The sequence below is a fragment of the Streptomyces avermitilis MA-4680 = NBRC 14893 genome (assembly GCF_000009765.2).
GTDB classification, from domain to species: domain Bacteria; phylum Actinomycetota; class Actinomycetes; order Streptomycetales; family Streptomycetaceae; genus Streptomyces; species Streptomyces avermitilis.
Window position 1 is genome coordinate 49,051 of the sequence record NC_003155.5, and the last position, 13,767, is coordinate 62,817.

A 13,767-nucleotide genomic window follows, 5' to 3' on the forward strand; every position below is an offset into this window, starting at 1 on the left:
CGCTGGGTGACGAAGAAGCCTCGATCGTCCCGACCTCCGCCCGGCCCGGCGGAGGTCGGGACGATCGAGGAGGCGGTCCTGATGCGATAGCAGCCCCAGGTGCGGGCCCGCCTGCGTGCCCGGGCCGAAGCGGAAGGCTTCGGCCTCCACATCCGAGCGCGCTTCGGGTTCGCGGCTCTGGCGGGGGTCCTCGGACGATCCGCGGGTGCGGTGGGCCACCCAGTCCCTGCCGGGAGAGGCGGCCCGTGAGCTGTTCGCCGTCCGGGACGTCGGCGCGGGCGAGCAGCAGCTGGTGATCCTCGCCCGTGCACTGGGTCACGCCTACTTCCGCGACGGGGGCCGACGCGGCCACCGTCTGCACATCGCCTTCACCGACATCGAGTTCGCCGGCTTCTCGACCGGATGACCTCCTCGTCCGGCGTACCGGCGCCGGACGACGCGTCCGAGCAGGCGACGGGTCCTCGTGGGCAACGGTCGGCTGCCCGGACCTTTTGGCAGAGGGCGCCGCTGGGGACCGGGTTTCGTACCTGCCCCCCCGGTTATCGAAGGCAGGTACGAAAGCCGGTCCCTCGGAGGGCATCCGTCGGCTTCCCTCCTCATGTTCTGTCCCGGCCGGGACAGAACATGGGGAGCGGCTCCGCTGTTAACGAGTGCTCGTGGTGTCGATGTCGACGATGTGGTTGTACCGCTCCACCAGCACGAAAAGCTTGGTCTTCTGCGTCGTCTCCCCGCTGCCGAAGGTCAGGGTGACGATGACCTCATGGCCGTTGCCCACGGTGCCGTTGTCGGTCGCCGTCCACTGCGCCGGGATGTTTTGGGCGCGCAGGACGCCGTCCGCCGCGTTCGTCTTCTCCCAGGCTGCCAGCCGCTTGGCGAAGTCGGGCGTCAGGTAGTGGTTGCGGAGGGCCGTGGCGAGCGTGGCGTCCGGGTCCGTGTAGTCGCCCTTCGCGTCGATGTACGCGCCGTAGAAGTCGGCGACCCGGGTCACCGCTTGGCCGGGCGTGCCGCTGACCGACTGTGCGGTGGACGCCTTTGCGGGGGCATGGACGGCCGCCTGTGCCGACACCTGTGTCGACACACCGAGTCCGACAGCCAGGACGAGGCCGGCGGCGACGGCCGCGCGGCGGCCCGGACGACGGTGTGCGGAGGACTTCCTGTTCATGTGTGTCTTCCTTTTCTGGTCTGTATGCGGTTGCTCTTGGCCGGTTCCGGCTCTCGTGCCGAAGGCGCACTTGTGGCCACCTCGTCCGCCTCCGAGTCGAGGACAGGACGGCCCGGCTGCCGGATCGGACAGGAGTGGGCCCGGTGTTTTCGCCCCGGGGCCGTCGTGTGGCGGCGGGCGCCGCGGGGTGCCGAACGCCGCACCTCGGGCATTCGGGTACACGGGTGTCCCGGTACGCAGGCGCAGGTGGTGTGCCGTTGCTCATTCCTGCTGAACTGCGGAAGCGTCCGCCGGCCGTTCGGGCAGATTCAGCAGGTGGAACTGCTGGAGATCTTTATTCCGGTGACGCTGTAAGCGTTCGCGAACACGGTTTCGGAATTCGGCACCAGGCAGATCGAGTTCCCGTCCTGGAGCCGTAGGTACGCCACGTCGTCGTTCCGGGTGTTCACGACGTGGTAGTGCGGCCGGGATCTGACCGTCTGGTAGGAACTGGTGACATCGCGGTACTTCGTGATCGGTGTGCCCGCGTTATAGGCGTCCTCGTCCACGTAGAAGCAGACGTAGGGGTACGGGCAGCCGTGGGTGGGGGACTCCGCCTGGGCTGCCGATGCGCCGGTCACGGACATGGCTGCGACGGCCACGCTCGCGCCTGCGAGGCCTGCTGCCTTTCGGATGACGGACTTCATCAAACCTCCAAGAATTTAAGTAGATCGTCTGAGACGGCAGCTGTAGATCGTGATCCGTTGCGGATGCCGCTGGTCAGCAGGGGCGAAGCCCGGTGCTGCGAGGCGTACGGCAACCGGCGTCGTGAGCGTGTGTGACGACGTATCAAGCGCGGTGGCCATGAAGGCAACCGTTGGTGCGTGCGTATCGGGACGTCGCCCAACGCCGGTTGGTCCCTGTAGCCGTGGTCGGTGCGACACCCAGAGCATCGGCGGTCACCGGAGTCCGGCGCAACGACTGCCGGCCCTTTGGCGACGGTGGAACCATCCCAGCCCATCTGACGTGCAGGGATATGAGTGCCTGGGATACGGGATCGTGGGCGGGACGACGGAGGAACGGTGTCGATGCGGGACGATGTCGAGGAGTTCGCGGCGCTTCTGCGGCAGCTGAAGGACCGCACGGACCGGAGCTACGGCTCGCTGGCCCGCCGCCTCAACATGAACACCTCCACGCTGCACCGGTACTGCGCGGGCGAGGCGGTGCCGCAGGACTTCGCGCCCGTGGAGCGGCTCGCCGCCTTCTGCGAGGCGACACCGAAGGAGCGGCTCGAGCTGCACCGGCTGTGGTTGTTGGCGGTGGAGGCTCGGCAGCGGGTACGTACGGCCGGCCCGGCGGAAGCGGCGGTGTCGGCGGAGGCGGCGGTGCCGGCACCGGACACGGACGGGGCACTCGCCGAGGACGGGGAACCCGCCGAGGAGAGCTGCTCCGCGGAGCAGCCCGGGGACGGTCCCGGCCCGGACGAGCCCGCTCCCTCCCCCGCTCCCCGCCCCTGGTTCCGCCGCCGACGGGTCCTGGCGTCCACCTCCGTCACCTGCGCGCTGCTCGCCGCTCTGGGCACCACGTCCGCCCTGTCGGACGACCGCTCCTCCGAGGCGGACGGCTCTCGCTCCGCGGGCCCGCGGGCGGCCGCCCCCGGCGCATCCCACCGTTCGGCGAAACCGTCGGCCGGCGGCTCCCCCTCCCCTTCCCGGAGCTTTGCGGCGCCCGGCCCCCGGCAGAAGGCCCCCGCCCCGTCCGGCACCGGCAGCGGTCCCACCCCGGCCGCGAAGCCTGCCACCGGCCTGCCCCTCGCATGGAGCGCCGACTCCCTGGTCTGGGACAAGGGCTGCGACCACGACTACGTCATCGACAAGCCGCCCGCGCAGGTGCCTCCACCGCCGGTGCAACAGGACGCCGGGGCGTGGGCGGCGACGCAGGGCGCGGTGCACGGGCGGCATACGATGGTGCAGATCTCCGTGCAGGGGCAGTCCTCCACGGCCGTGGTCCTCAAAGCGCTCCACGTCCGCATCGTCAGCCGCGGCAACCCGGCCGCCGGGAGCGCCTACGCCATGGGCCAGGGCTGCGGCGGCGACCTCACGCCCCGCCGCTTCACCGTGAACCTCGACGCCGGCCGCCCCATCGCCCGCCCGAAGGACGGCGCCGACATCGGACACACCATCCCCGCCGTGCAATTCCCGTACCGCGTCTCCGCCGAGGACCCGGAGGTGCTGCTGGTCGACGCGACGACACAGGCCTACAACGCCCGCTGGTACCTCGAACTCGACTGGTCCTCCCAGGGCCGCACCGGCACGATCCGCATCGACGACCACGGCCGCCCGTTCCACACCACCAGCATCAAGGGAATGCCGCGCTACTGGTACGGCACGAACAACGCAGGCGGGCGTGCCTGGGTCCCCTACGACAGCTAGCGCTGGATTCCTCAAACGGTGTACACATATCGCCGCCGTAGCCGACGGGTCGGCGGTGCGGGTCTGCCCCAGACCCAGGGGGTGGCACGGGAGTTGAGCTGGCTGGTCGCCAGGGTGGTGGCGTATGCGATGTCGTCGAGGTTGGCGAATGACCGGCCAGGCGAGGGCGGCTTTGCGGAAGATGCGCCACCAGCCTTCCTGCAGGTGTCGCGCCCCGTCCTCGATGTCCCTGGTCCAGCTGGTGGCGGACGTGGCCACCGCGCCACGGGTTCCGGATGGCGAACAGGGGGCTCGGCCTCCGGCGCGAGCACACCTGGTCGGCCCCGGCTCGTGCGCATGTGTGGGCGCACGGAACATGTGCAGGCTCAAGCCCGAACAGGTGCCGGCGACCGCGCTGGGGCCGGGACAGAAGGTGCAGCGGTGCTGCGCGGATGAGTCGGGCCAGATGCTCCGCCGCCGAAAGCACGGGCCTGGTCCCCGCGCGGTCACATGCCCCGCGTCGGAGTCAGCGCCTCGGACTCGGGACGCATCTCCCTGGCGGGCGTGGTCTGCCGCAGGGCTGGTCAACGCAGCCGGCTGCCGGTGCCGGCGTGGCTGGCCGGCAGGGGCGGGCAGCCGGAGGGCTACTGCCACCTGCAGATGATCGACGCGGTCCGCTACCTGGTCGACAACGGCATCGAGTGGCCGGCGATGCCCGCGGACTTCCCCGCCCGGGACCGCGTCTGCGCCGTCTTCCGCCGCCGGCGTGACCACCAGCTGATCGCCGGGTTCCATGACCGGCTGCGCGGCCGGGTCCGCGAGAGCGAGGCCGGAACACGGAACCGACGGCCGCGATCGTGGACTCGCAGATCGTCGCCCTCGGTGCCGTCACCGCAGTGCTGATGCCCCGCCAGGGCCAAACGGCCGTAACGGAGGCCGAGCCGGCCACCGCCACCCACCAGGCGCGGTCCGCGGTCGCCGTCGGCGAATAGCGCACCCGCCTGCCGTGCCGGCCCGGGCCCGACGCCTTCCCCCGCCGTCGGGCCCGGGCCCTTCTGCGACACCACGGTTTCCGTCGCGGCCTCGTCAGGGCCAGATGAATCAGGCCAGGCCTGCGCACAGTGCATCCCAAGCCCAAGGAAAGGAGTATTCACGTGATAGTTCTCGTGAATGTATTCCAAGTCCACGGATCTCCCACCGCGTTCGAGCGCGAATTCGCGAACGTCTCCGAATGCATGCGGGCACAGCCCGGATTTCTGCACCACAGGCTGCTCTGTTCCCAGGGCACTGACTCGACCTATGTGAACGTCGCGCAGTGGCAGGACGAGCAGTCCCTGCGCGACGCGCTGGCCCGTCCTGAGGTCGTCGGACGCCTGCGTCCGACGACGGCGTTGGTTCACCTATATGAACTCCGCACACATGGATATACATGTGGTGGACGGCGTGCAAGACTCCTTCAACTCCCTTACCACGCTGTTCAGTTGGAGAGAGGCAGGTACCCGTGTCCATTTCTCGGCGGGCTGTTTTGGCTACGGCGGCCGGCACCGCGGCCGCGTATGCGTCTTCGCCTCAGTCTGCGCAGGCGCTGGCCGAGCAGGTACCGGCAGCGACGGTGCGCACGCTGCGTGCGGCGGCCGACTACGCGGTGGAGAAGATCCGTGCTGTCGCGCCAGGCGTGAGCGCCTTCCCTGTCGGGACGAAGTTCGAGAAGTGGGTCTACTCCCAAAACGGTGACTGGGTCGGCGGGTTCTGGCCGGGAACGTTGTGGATGGCCTGGCTGTACAGCAAGGACGAGCAACTCCGCACACTGGCGCTCGAGTCGGCGAGGAAGCTCGCCCCCCGTCAGCACGACACCAGCACGCACGATCTCGGTTTCCTGTTCTCTCCGTCGTGGGTCACCGCATGGCGCCTGACAGGTGACGACGTCTGGCGGACCGGTGCCGTACAGGCGGCGGACTCGCTGATCCAGCGGTACAACCCGCGCGGCCGCTTCCTCCGGGCGTGGGGCGCACTGAACGATCCGAACAACGCAGGGCGCGTCATCATCGACACGATGATGAATCTCGACCTGCTGGCATTCGCCAGCCGGCAGACCGGCGACGCGAAGTACCTCGACATCGCGGTGGAGCATGCGAAGACCGCCCAGCGGGTGTTCCCGCGGCCGGACGGATCGACACCCCACGTCTTCGACTTCGATCCGGCCACCGGCGCCCCGGTCGGCCCGGGCACCGTGCAGGGCTACAGCCCCACCTCGTGCTGGGCGCGCGGACAGGCATGGGGCGTGTACGGGTTCACCACGATCTACCGCCGGAGCGGGGAGCGCCCATTCCTGGCCACCGCGTGCAAACTCGCCGACTACGCGATAGGAGCGCTCGGCGCGGACTACGTGCCCGTATGGGACTACCGCGCGCCGCAGCAGCCCAACGACATCAAGGACGCATCGGCCGGCGCGATCATGGCATGCGGGCTGCTCGACCTGTCCGCCGCGACGGGCAGGCAGCAGTACCGCACGGTGGCACTGCGGCTGCTGAGCGCACTGTCGCAGACCTGCCTGACGGACAAGTCCGCCCGCGCGCAAGCGGTGGTGGCCCGCTGCACCCGCAACCGGCCGGCCGAGGACGGGATCGAGATCTCGCTCCCCTACGCCGACTACTACCTGCTGGAAGGCATCTTGCGCGTCCTGCAGCCCCAAGATGTCGACCGGGCGATCGACCTGTCTGCTCCCTGACCGGTCGTCGCGCAATGGTGGATGGCCCTGGCGGGGCAGTGGGGCCTCGAGTCTCAGCGGCAGCCTCGCGCGGGCGGGAGTCGAGGCCACCGGTGCAGGGACGTCTGCCGGCCGTGCCGGGTGTCAATGACGTTGCTGCCGCACTCCGGCGATTTTCTTTAACCGCCCGCTGGCCGGCGACCTCACCCTTGGCTGCGACGTGCTGGCCGTCACCGGCGACTGCGACCAGACTCCCGGCCATCTGCGCCGCCGGACCCGGCACCTCCTCCGAGCAGGCCCGCCGCCTGCTCGCCGACTGGACCGGCGAACCGGCCGGCCGGGAGGCGATGACGCCCGGCGCACTGCTGTAACTGGTCCTAACAAAGCCGCTGTACGTGGCGGTGGGTGATCAGGCAGACGGCGAGTCCGAGGAATGCTTCGTGGATGTCGGCGCGTCGTTCCCAGCGGATGCGAAGGCGCCGGAAGCCGTGGAGCCAGGCGATCGTGCGCTCGACGACGTAGCGGAAGATGCCCAGGCCGGTGCCGTGAGGCTCGCCTCGCTTCGCGATCACGGGGCGGATCCCGCGGGCCCGGAGCAGGCGGCGGTATTTGTCGTGGTCGTAGCCGCGGTCGGCCAGCAGCGCATCGGGGCGTCGGCGAGGTCTGCCGACCCGGCCCGCGATGGCCGGGATCTTGTCGAGCAGGGGCAGAAGTTGGGTGACGTCATTGCGGTTTCCGCCGGTCAGCGACACCGCGAGCGGGATGCCCTGGCCGTCGGTGATGACGTGGTGCTTGCTGCCCGGACGTGCGCGGTCGACCGGGCTGGGTCCGCTTTTGGGCCCCGCCGGGCAGCCCTGACGTGGGAGGAGTCGATCACCGCCCGGGACCAGTCCAGCTTGTCCTTCGATCGCAGTTTCTCCAGCAGCAGCACATGCAACCGGTTCCAGACGCCGGCCTCGTTCCAGGCCGCCAGACGGCGCCAACAGGTCATACCCGAACCGAAGCCCAGCTCCTGGGGCAGGTACTCCCACTGGATCCCCGTGTGCAGGACGAAGAGGATCCCGCACAGCGCCTGCCGGTCAGGCACTCGAGGTCTGCCCTCGACCAGCTTCGGCGCAGGCTTGGGCAGCAACGGCTCGACGAGCGACCACAGTTCATCGGGTTACCTCCGAGGAGACCCCGGCCTTCAGGCCGGGGAGGAATCGGACTCCTGCGGAGCAGGGCAGGGAAAGGCGATTCGCCTCCAGGGCGAATCGGCGCCCGCCACGACGCATCGCAGGCTCACAAACTGATGGCCTATCATGTGAGTTATGGCCACTCGCGTGAAGCGGGCGTTCAAGTACCGCTTCTGTCCGACCGATGCGCAGGCAGCGGAGCTGTCGCGCACGTTCGGGTGCGTGCGGAAGGTCTACAACCTGGCGCTCGCCGCCCGTACCGAGGCGTGGGCGCGGCAGGAGCGGGTCACCTACAACCAGACCTCCGCGATGCTGACCGTGTGGAAGAAGACCGAGGAACTGGCGTTCCTCAGCGAGGTGTCGTCGGTTCCGTTGCAGCAGGCGCTGCGGCACCTGCAAGGGGCGTTCGCGAACTTCTTCGCCAAGCGTGCCAAGTACCCGCGGTTCAAGTCGAAGCGGAAGTCCCGCGCCTCGGCGGAGTACACCAGCTCGGCGTTCACGTTCCGCGGCGGCCGGTTGAAGCTGGCGAAGATGGCCGGGCCGCTGGACATCGTCTGGTCCCGCCCCCTGCCCGAGGGCAGTGTGCCGACGACCGTGACCGTGTCCCGGGACGCGGCCGGCCGCTGGTTCGTGTCGATGCTGTGCGACGACCCGACGGTGAAGCCGCTCGCGGCCACGGATGCGGCGGTGGGGATCGACGTCGGCCTGGACCACCTGCTGACCCTGTCGACCGGTGAGAAGATCGCCAACCCCCGGCACGAACGCCGCGACCGCGCCCGCCTCGCCAGGGCACAGCGCACCTGTGCCCGCAAGGAGAAGGGCTCCGCGAACCGGGAGAAGGCGCGCCGCAAGTCCGCCAGGATCCACGCCCGGATCACCGACCGCCGCAGGGACGGCCTGCACAAACTGACCACTCGACTCGTGCGCGAAAACCAAACGCTCGTGATCGAGGACCTGACCGTGCGCAACATGGTCAAAAACCACCGGCTCGCCCGCGCCATCAGCGACGCGGCATGGAGCGAGTTCCGGAGCATGCTGGAGTACAAGGCTCAGTGGTACGGGCGGGACGTGGTGGTCGTGGACCGCTTCTTCCCCTCGTCCAAGCTGTGCTCCCACTGCGGCACCCTGCAGGGCAAGATGCCGCTGCATGTCCGTACCTGGACGTGCGACTGCCAAACGGTCCACGACCGGGACGTGAACGCGGCGAAGAACCTTCTGGCCGCCGGGCTGGCGGTGACAGTCTGTGGAGCTGGTGTCAGACCTCAACGGAGAACTCCGGGCGGGCAGTCGGCGACGAAGCAGAAAACCCCACGGCGCGAGCCGTAGGATTCCCCCTCGTTTACGAGGGGGAGGAAGTCAACGGAAACGATCCAAGGCCGCGACTGACGTTTCCCCACAACCAGACCAACGAACAGGCAAGCCAACAGTCACATGATGACAGCTTTTGTTAGAGCCAGTAAGGCACCAACCGCATGATCAAGCTGACCGTCCGCACGGCCCACGGCTTCCGCAACCCCGCCAACCAGCGCCTACGTACACGCTGCGTCACCACCCGCCGAGCCCGCGGACACCTCCGCACCGCTCGACCTTGAAGACCCCCCTTACGGATCGTGACAGGACGTCAGCGGTCCGGCGCAACGCACTGCTCAACTTCGGAGACTCTCAGGATTGTGCTCCGGCGGATCAGGCGTGCGGCAGTTCGCTGACGGCCGGGCGACGGCCTCCGTAGGAGGCGACCAACGCGTCTGCCACGATCGCCGCGTCTGCCTCGGCCGCGTCCGCCGGGTACTCCGGCAACAGGTCGTCCCAGATGACCATCCACGACCCGTACAGTTGGGCTTGCCCCTCGGGACGGGCGAAGAACCAGATGTGCAGATGGGCGCCACCGTCTCCGATGCGGTAGACGTGGGCCCGAGAGATGTGCGGCAGTGCTTGCACATGGCGGGCGATGTGGGTGGTGAGCACCCCCAGTTCGGCGGCCAGTTCGTCGGGCAGGTCCGCCAGGTCGAAGTGATCGCGTGGATGCAGCATCAGCACCAGCGGCACGCCGACTCCCGTGATCCGGGTGAGCCGCCAACGGTCGTCGAGCCAGATCCCTTCGTCCCGGCTGCGGCACGCGTTGCAGTCCAAGGGGTCCTCGCCGTGCCGCGCCGGTTCGGGTAGAACCGGCGGGCGCAGCGGCGCGACGCGCAGGCCGTCCGCCTCGAACGGACTGATGTCCCACCCCGTCATACGGGCTAGCGGGAGCCGTCGCTCACCATCCGCAGCGGTACGTGCGTGGGCGTAGAACTCGTCAGGTCGCAGGGCCATGGGCCGAAGACTACTGTTGTTCGACGGCAATCAGCGCCTACGCATACGCTGCGTCACCACCCGCCGAGCCCGCGGAAACCTTCGCACCGCTCAACTTTGAAGACCGCTCAACGGGCGGACACCAGTGGAGTGGTGGTGGAGACGGACAGGGTGCTGGCGTTCCACCACACCCGGCCGTCGTATTCCGTTCACATCGTGGTGGTTCCCAAGGGACCATGCGCCGTCGCTGATCGACTTCGGGGCCGGCGGTGAGGAGCTGCTCGCAGAAGTCATCCGGGTGGTGCGCACGGTGGCCGCCCAGGTGGAGCAGCAGCACGGCGCGTGCTCGGTGATGACGAATCTGGGGCTGTATCGGGAGTCCAAGCACCAGCACTGGCACGTCGTCCACCGCGGCGAACCCAGGACGGAGGTCCCGTAGAAGTACGGGGCTCCTGCCGTCGGGGTACGGCGGCCGGCCCGGCCGGCTCAGTCTTTGTCCTTCGGGGGCAGCCCCGCCACGGCCTCGGCCGTGGCCTCGGTGATGCGGTCCAGGTCGAGGGTCAGTCCCTGCAGCCATGCCTCGGCGTCGTAGTAGACCGGCGGAGGCGGAGCGGCGTGCGGCCGGGTGTCCTCGGCTCTGCGGGGGCCGGGGCGGCCGGACGGTGCCGGCGGCGGGCGGGTGCCGGCGAGGAGGGTGGCGACCAGCTCGTACTGCCCGGCCAGTTCGGCACCGTCCCTGGCCAGTTCCGCCCGGTATGCGGGAGCGGGCCACCGGGACGCGGCCGGGTCCCCGGGCTCCAGCAGGCGCCTGGAACCGCGCAGGGCGTGATGCCCGGCCATCAGCGTCGCCTGCCAGTCCGCCACCGGTGTGCCGGCCCGGCGCGGCTCGCTCTGGTACTGCGCGAAGGACGACTCCGCCAGCGTCAGGGCGTGCTGCAGCGAGGGCCGGCCGCGCTGTGCCTGCGCATGGCCCTGGGTGAGGAACGACGTGGTCGAGGTGACAGTGGAGGCGATGGCGCCCAGCAGCGCGGCGATGTCTCGGCGCAGTTCCTCCTGGGCGCCCCGGGGCCAGGCGAGCAGCCCGATCACCAGGCCGATCACGCTGCCGGTGAGAACGTCGAGGAAGCGGAACTCGGCCAGATGCCAGGTGGCCGGCGCGAGCTGGGCGAAGACGGTGGACACGACCAGGGTGAACATTCCCTGCGCCCAGCCCACGCCCCGTGTCGGCCCGATCCAGAACGTGGCCAGCATGATCACCGGCAGTGCCACGGCGTAGGCCGTGTTGTTCCCTTTGACGAACACCAGCAGGGCGGCGGCGGCCAGCGCGCCCAGCAGCGTACCGATGAGGGCCTGGCGTACGATCGCGCCCGTCTGCGCGGCCGTGGTGCGGATCAGGGTGAGAGCGGCCAGCATGGCCCAGAATCCGTGCGGCAGGGAGTCGACGCCGGCCACGGTACGGGCGGCCGCCAGGGCCAGGCTGATGCGCACCGCGTTCTGGAAGTACACCGAGCGGGGGCTCAGGTGTCCCACCAGACGGTGCGCCCACAGGCGGATCGTGCTGTGTCCCGCGTACCAGAAGCTGCCGTCCTGTGTCTCGGTGGGCCCGGGGCGTCGCCCCAGGGCGAGATCGGCGGCGGTCGCCAGTGTCACCGCGGCGTAGGCGGCTTCCATGAGCATCGCCTGACGGTGCATCACTGTGCTGGTGGTCTCAGGTGTCGCGCTGTCTGCCGGCACGGTGCGCAGACGCCGGTAGGCGGCCAGGGCGTCCGGCAGCCGTCCCGGGCCGGCCGGCCGGCCGGTGCGCAGCGCGGCGGCGGTCCGCCGGGCCGACGACGCGACCTCGAGCAGGAGTGCGAGGGTGTGGGGGTGCGGGCCCCCACGGCCCGGCCGCGGGACCTCCTGCAGCCGGGCCAGAAGGACACGGGCGGCCATGCCGGTGTGGGCGAGCGCCCGTTCCCGCGGTCCCGGTCCGGCCGGGCGCTGCGACTCCGGTACGTGGAAGGGGCGCAGCGCTTCGCCGGCCGACCGTGCCGCGCTGCGGGTTTCGTCCGAAAGGGTCCAGGGCGGGTGGGTCAGTTCGCTCGCGCAGCGTGCCGCGGTGATGGCCGCGTTTGCCGACCGGGTCCGGTAGGAGGTGGTGGGCGGGTCGGGCAGCAGCAGGCTCTCGGCGAGCACGAGCAGCAGGATGCCGAGCGTGGCGCCGCCCAGGCGTTCGCCCAGTGTCTGCGGCGCGTACGGGGGGAAGCAGGGCAGGATGTAGAGCAGTTGCAGGCCCGGGGCCGCACCGGCCAGGCGTGGACCGGCCGCCGCCGCGAACGCCAGAAGGAAGCCGATCACCAGCATCCCCGCCACCGCGGCCCAGGTGTGTACCGCGAGCAGGGTCCCGGCTGTCACGAGGATCCAGCCGGCCGGGAGCACCCGGATGACGACGGCCGCGCGCTGGCGCCCGGTGCCGGGGATGCGGGAGAGGCCGGCCATCGCCACCGCCGCGAAGAGGGCGTACGTGGCGGTGACGGGCTCGTGCAGGCCGTAGAGGCCGGTGTAGAAGGCGGCGACGGATGCGGCTGTCACCCGGACGGCGCGCCTGCCTGCGCAGGCCGAGGCGCCGGTGCCGTGCCGCAGTTTTGTGGCGGTCCGGCGCAGTGCCGGGGCGGGGCGCGGACGTGCCCGGGCGGTGGTACTGCCGCTGTCCGCCTCAGGGCCCATGGCCGGCACCCCTGCCCGCTCGTCGTTCCTCCAGGATCACATCCGCTCCGAACCGCCGCACGGCCTTGGCGGTACTCCCCTTGTCCGCGGTGCCGCGGTGCCGCGGTGCCGCTGTGCCGCGGTGCCGCTGTGCCGCTGTGCTGACCACGGCCGGGGCCTGCCCAAAGGGCAAGGCCCTGTCCGATGCCACCCGTTACGGTGCCGGCGAGAGCGGCGAGGAGGAGCGGCGACGGCACCCGGGGGCCGGGAGGGCCCCGCCACAGGCAGGCCGGGCAGCTGTGACGGGCAGGGGCTGCGCTGCCCCGGGCGCTCTCGACGTTCTGCGGGCCGGGCCGGGCTGGTCCGTCCGTCGTGATGCCGACCCGGCACAGCGAGAAGCCCCGCCCTTCAGGACGGGGAGGGAGTCACCGCGTCTGTTCGGGTGAGGTGCCGGGCACAGGGAGGTCCTCGCGGCGCGGGCGCGGGAAGGATTTGGTCCATGCAGACCGATCCAGCAGAAACCGTGGAGCGCTTCCTTCATGCGCTGAGCCCGGCGAGCCGGGAAGTTGTCCGGCAGTTGCCGCGCGACCAGCAGGAGATGATGGCCGCGTCGTGGGAGCGTCATCTCCGAGATGACACCAGTCTGCTGACGCTCAGCGAGCTCGACCCGGCCTCCGCCGAGCACCGGGCGGCCGAAGACGTCGTGCAGGACCTCCTCTGAGGCGCTGCCCGGTGTGCTCCTTGCGGCAGTCACCTTGGGCGGCCTCACCACCCCCGGCAGGGTCAGACCGCGGGGTCCAGGCTCAGGCGCATGCGAACGTAGTTCCCGTTGCCTGGACCGGGCCGGTGGTGTCCGTCCGGCTTCCATCCGTGCCGGGCGTAGAAGGCTTGGGCTCGGCTGTTGCGCTCCCATGCTTCCAGTACGCCTGTGACCAGTGACGCATCGCGAAGGACCCGCACGAATTCCGCGTGCAGGGCGCTGCCGGTACCTTGTCCCCAGATGCCCGGGCGGACGTGAATCTGGTAGAGCTGTCGGGCAGTTGCGGCATCGATGTCAGCTTCGTGGGGAGGGCCCATCGACAAGATGCCCACCAACTCACCTTCTCGGTCCGCACACATGACAGTGCGGTCGCTGGAGTGGACGGCCCGCCTCCAGCTCTCCCGCCGGCTGGAGTGCCCGCCGGGGGAGGCGAGCTCCACGTCTGGCACTCCGCCTGCCTGGTAGTACGCCGTGCGAGCCAGCGTATGCAGGTCAGTAATGCTGTCCAGGTCGCCGGGACTCGCAGTCCGCACGAACGTCCGAGAAGTCGTCACGGTCAGGTGACGCACTCATCTCGCTTCCTGGTTCCCCCTCAGATG

The 13,767-nt window shown here is 70.1% G+C and carries 15 protein-coding genes; 9 read left to right on the forward strand and 6 right to left on the reverse strand.

What is annotated here, in order from left to right; genetic code table 11:
- Nucleotides 1–205: 205 nt before the first annotated feature.
- A complete protein-coding gene (locus tag SAVERM_RS00635; protein WP_037651965.1) occupies nt 206–406 on the forward strand; it encodes a hypothetical protein in 201 nt (66 codons plus the stop codon).
- A gap of 237 nt (nt 407–643) precedes the next feature.
- On the opposite strand, the gene SAVERM_RS00640 is transcribed toward SAVERM_RS00635, so the two are convergent.
- Nucleotides 644–1,162: a hypothetical protein gene (locus SAVERM_RS00640; RefSeq protein WP_037651967.1), complete on the reverse strand. Its 519-nt coding sequence runs from the start codon at nt 1,160–1,162 to the stop codon at nt 644–646.
- Between the two features lie 308 nt (nt 1,163–1,470).
- A complete protein-coding gene (locus SAVERM_RS00645) occupies nt 1,471–1,803 on the reverse strand; it encodes a hypothetical protein (RefSeq protein ID WP_242432215.1) in 333 nt (110 codons plus the stop codon).
- A 426-nt stretch (nt 1,804–2,229) separates the two neighbouring features.
- Here SAVERM_RS00645 and SAVERM_RS00650 point away from each other — a divergent pair, with 426 nt between their 5' ends.
- From SAVERM_RS00650 to SAVERM_RS42545, 5 genes are all read left to right on the forward strand, one after another.
- Nucleotides 2,230–3,573: a helix-turn-helix domain-containing protein gene (locus tag SAVERM_RS00650; protein ID WP_037651971.1), complete on the forward strand. Its 1,344-nt coding sequence runs from the start codon at nt 2,230–2,232 to the stop codon at nt 3,571–3,573.
- 489 nt (nt 3,574–4,062) lie between these two features.
- The gene (locus SAVERM_RS44040; protein ID WP_010981479.1) at nt 4,063–4,455 is read left to right on the forward strand and encodes a transposase; all 393 of its coding nucleotides are present in this window, start codon (nt 4,063–4,065) and stop codon (nt 4,453–4,455) included.
- A 263-nt stretch (nt 4,456–4,718) separates the two neighbouring features.
- On the forward strand, nt 4,719–5,231 hold the full coding sequence (locus tag SAVERM_RS44045; RefSeq protein ID WP_242432217.1) for an antibiotic biosynthesis monooxygenase family protein: 513 nt from the start codon (nt 4,719–4,721) through the stop codon (nt 5,229–5,231).
- Nucleotides 5,165–6,280 carry a glycoside hydrolase family 88 protein gene (locus tag SAVERM_RS00660; protein ID WP_010981480.1) on the forward strand — a complete coding sequence of 372 codons (1,116 nt, stop codon included), beginning with the start codon at nt 5,165–5,167 and terminating at the stop codon, nt 6,278–6,280. The genes SAVERM_RS44045 and SAVERM_RS00660 overlap by 67 nt, the downstream gene beginning before the upstream one ends.
- Before the next feature lie 188 nt (nt 6,281–6,468).
- Nucleotides 6,469–6,630 (forward strand): hypothetical protein, encoded by a 162-nt coding sequence (locus tag SAVERM_RS42545; protein WP_154696702.1) that lies wholly within the window; start codon nt 6,469–6,471, stop codon nt 6,628–6,630.
- 6 nt (nt 6,631–6,636) lie between these two features.
- Here SAVERM_RS42545 and SAVERM_RS39070 read toward each other — a convergent pair.
- Nucleotides 6,637–7,412, reverse strand: a protein-coding gene (locus SAVERM_RS39070) for an IS5 family transposase (protein ID WP_370628410.1) whose coding sequence is annotated in 2 segments (ribosomal slippage) — nt 6,637–7,109 and nt 7,109–7,412 — 777 coding nt in all. Because the reading frame shifts where the segments join, the coding sequence is not laid out codon by codon here.
- Nucleotides 7,413–7,569: 157 nt separating this feature from the next.
- Between SAVERM_RS39070 and SAVERM_RS00675 the strand changes: the two genes are divergently transcribed.
- On the forward strand, nt 7,570–8,760 hold the full coding sequence (locus SAVERM_RS00675) for an RNA-guided endonuclease InsQ/TnpB family protein (RefSeq protein ID WP_010981483.1): 1,191 nt from the start codon (nt 7,570–7,572) through the stop codon (nt 8,758–8,760).
- A 357-nt stretch (nt 8,761–9,117) separates the two neighbouring features.
- On the opposite strand, the gene SAVERM_RS00680 is transcribed toward SAVERM_RS00675, so the two are convergent.
- Entirely contained in the window at nt 9,118–9,744 is a 627-nt protein-coding gene (locus tag SAVERM_RS00680) for a hypothetical protein (RefSeq protein WP_037651975.1), read from the reverse strand.
- 277 nt (nt 9,745–10,021) lie between these two features.
- On the opposite strand from SAVERM_RS00680, the gene SAVERM_RS44055 reads away from it, so the two are divergent.
- Entirely contained in the window at nt 10,022–10,162 is a 141-nt protein-coding gene (locus SAVERM_RS44055) for a hypothetical protein (protein WP_202497279.1), read from the forward strand.
- A 47-nt stretch (nt 10,163–10,209) separates the two neighbouring features.
- Here SAVERM_RS44055 and SAVERM_RS00690 read toward each other — a convergent pair whose 3' ends face one another.
- Nucleotides 10,210–12,294, reverse strand: a complete 2,085-nt coding sequence (locus SAVERM_RS00690) for an FUSC family protein (RefSeq protein WP_042494110.1) — start codon at nt 12,292–12,294, stop codon at nt 10,210–10,212.
- Between the two features lie 613 nt (nt 12,295–12,907).
- On the opposite strand from SAVERM_RS00690, the gene SAVERM_RS00695 reads away from it, so the two are divergent.
- The gene (locus tag SAVERM_RS00695) at nt 12,908–13,129 is read left to right on the forward strand and encodes a hypothetical protein (RefSeq protein WP_037651977.1); all 222 of its coding nucleotides are present in this window, start codon (nt 12,908–12,910) and stop codon (nt 13,127–13,129) included.
- Between the two features lie 62 nt (nt 13,130–13,191).
- Here SAVERM_RS00695 and SAVERM_RS00700 read toward each other — a convergent pair whose 3' ends face one another.
- The gene (locus SAVERM_RS00700) at nt 13,192–13,737 is read right to left on the reverse strand and encodes a GNAT family N-acetyltransferase (RefSeq protein ID WP_338058975.1); all 546 of its coding nucleotides are present in this window, start codon (nt 13,735–13,737) and stop codon (nt 13,192–13,194) included.
- Nucleotides 13,738–13,767: the final 30 nt, after the last annotated feature.

Excerpts from the sequence above, each read along its gene's own strand:
- SAVERM_RS00640 (WP_037651967.1), bottom strand. The coding sequence starts at position 1,162 with ATGAACAGGAAGTCCTCCGCACACCGTCGTCCGGGCCGCCGCGCGGCC.
- SAVERM_RS00650 (WP_037651971.1), top strand. The coding sequence starts at position 2,230 with ATGCGGGACGATGTCGAGGAGTTCGCGGCGCTTCTGCGGCAGCTGAAG.
- SAVERM_RS44040 (WP_010981479.1), top strand. The coding sequence starts at position 4,063 with ATGCCCCGCGTCGGAGTCAGCGCCTCGGACTCGGGACGCATCTCCCTG.
- SAVERM_RS00675 (WP_010981483.1), top strand. The coding sequence starts at position 7,570 with ATGGCCACTCGCGTGAAGCGGGCGTTCAAGTACCGCTTCTGTCCGACC.
- SAVERM_RS00680 (WP_037651975.1), bottom strand. The coding sequence starts at position 9,744 with ATGGCCCTGCGACCTGACGAGTTCTACGCCCACGCACGTACCGCTGCG.
- SAVERM_RS00695 (WP_037651977.1), top strand. The coding sequence starts at position 12,908 with ATGCAGACCGATCCAGCAGAAACCGTGGAGCGCTTCCTTCATGCGCTG.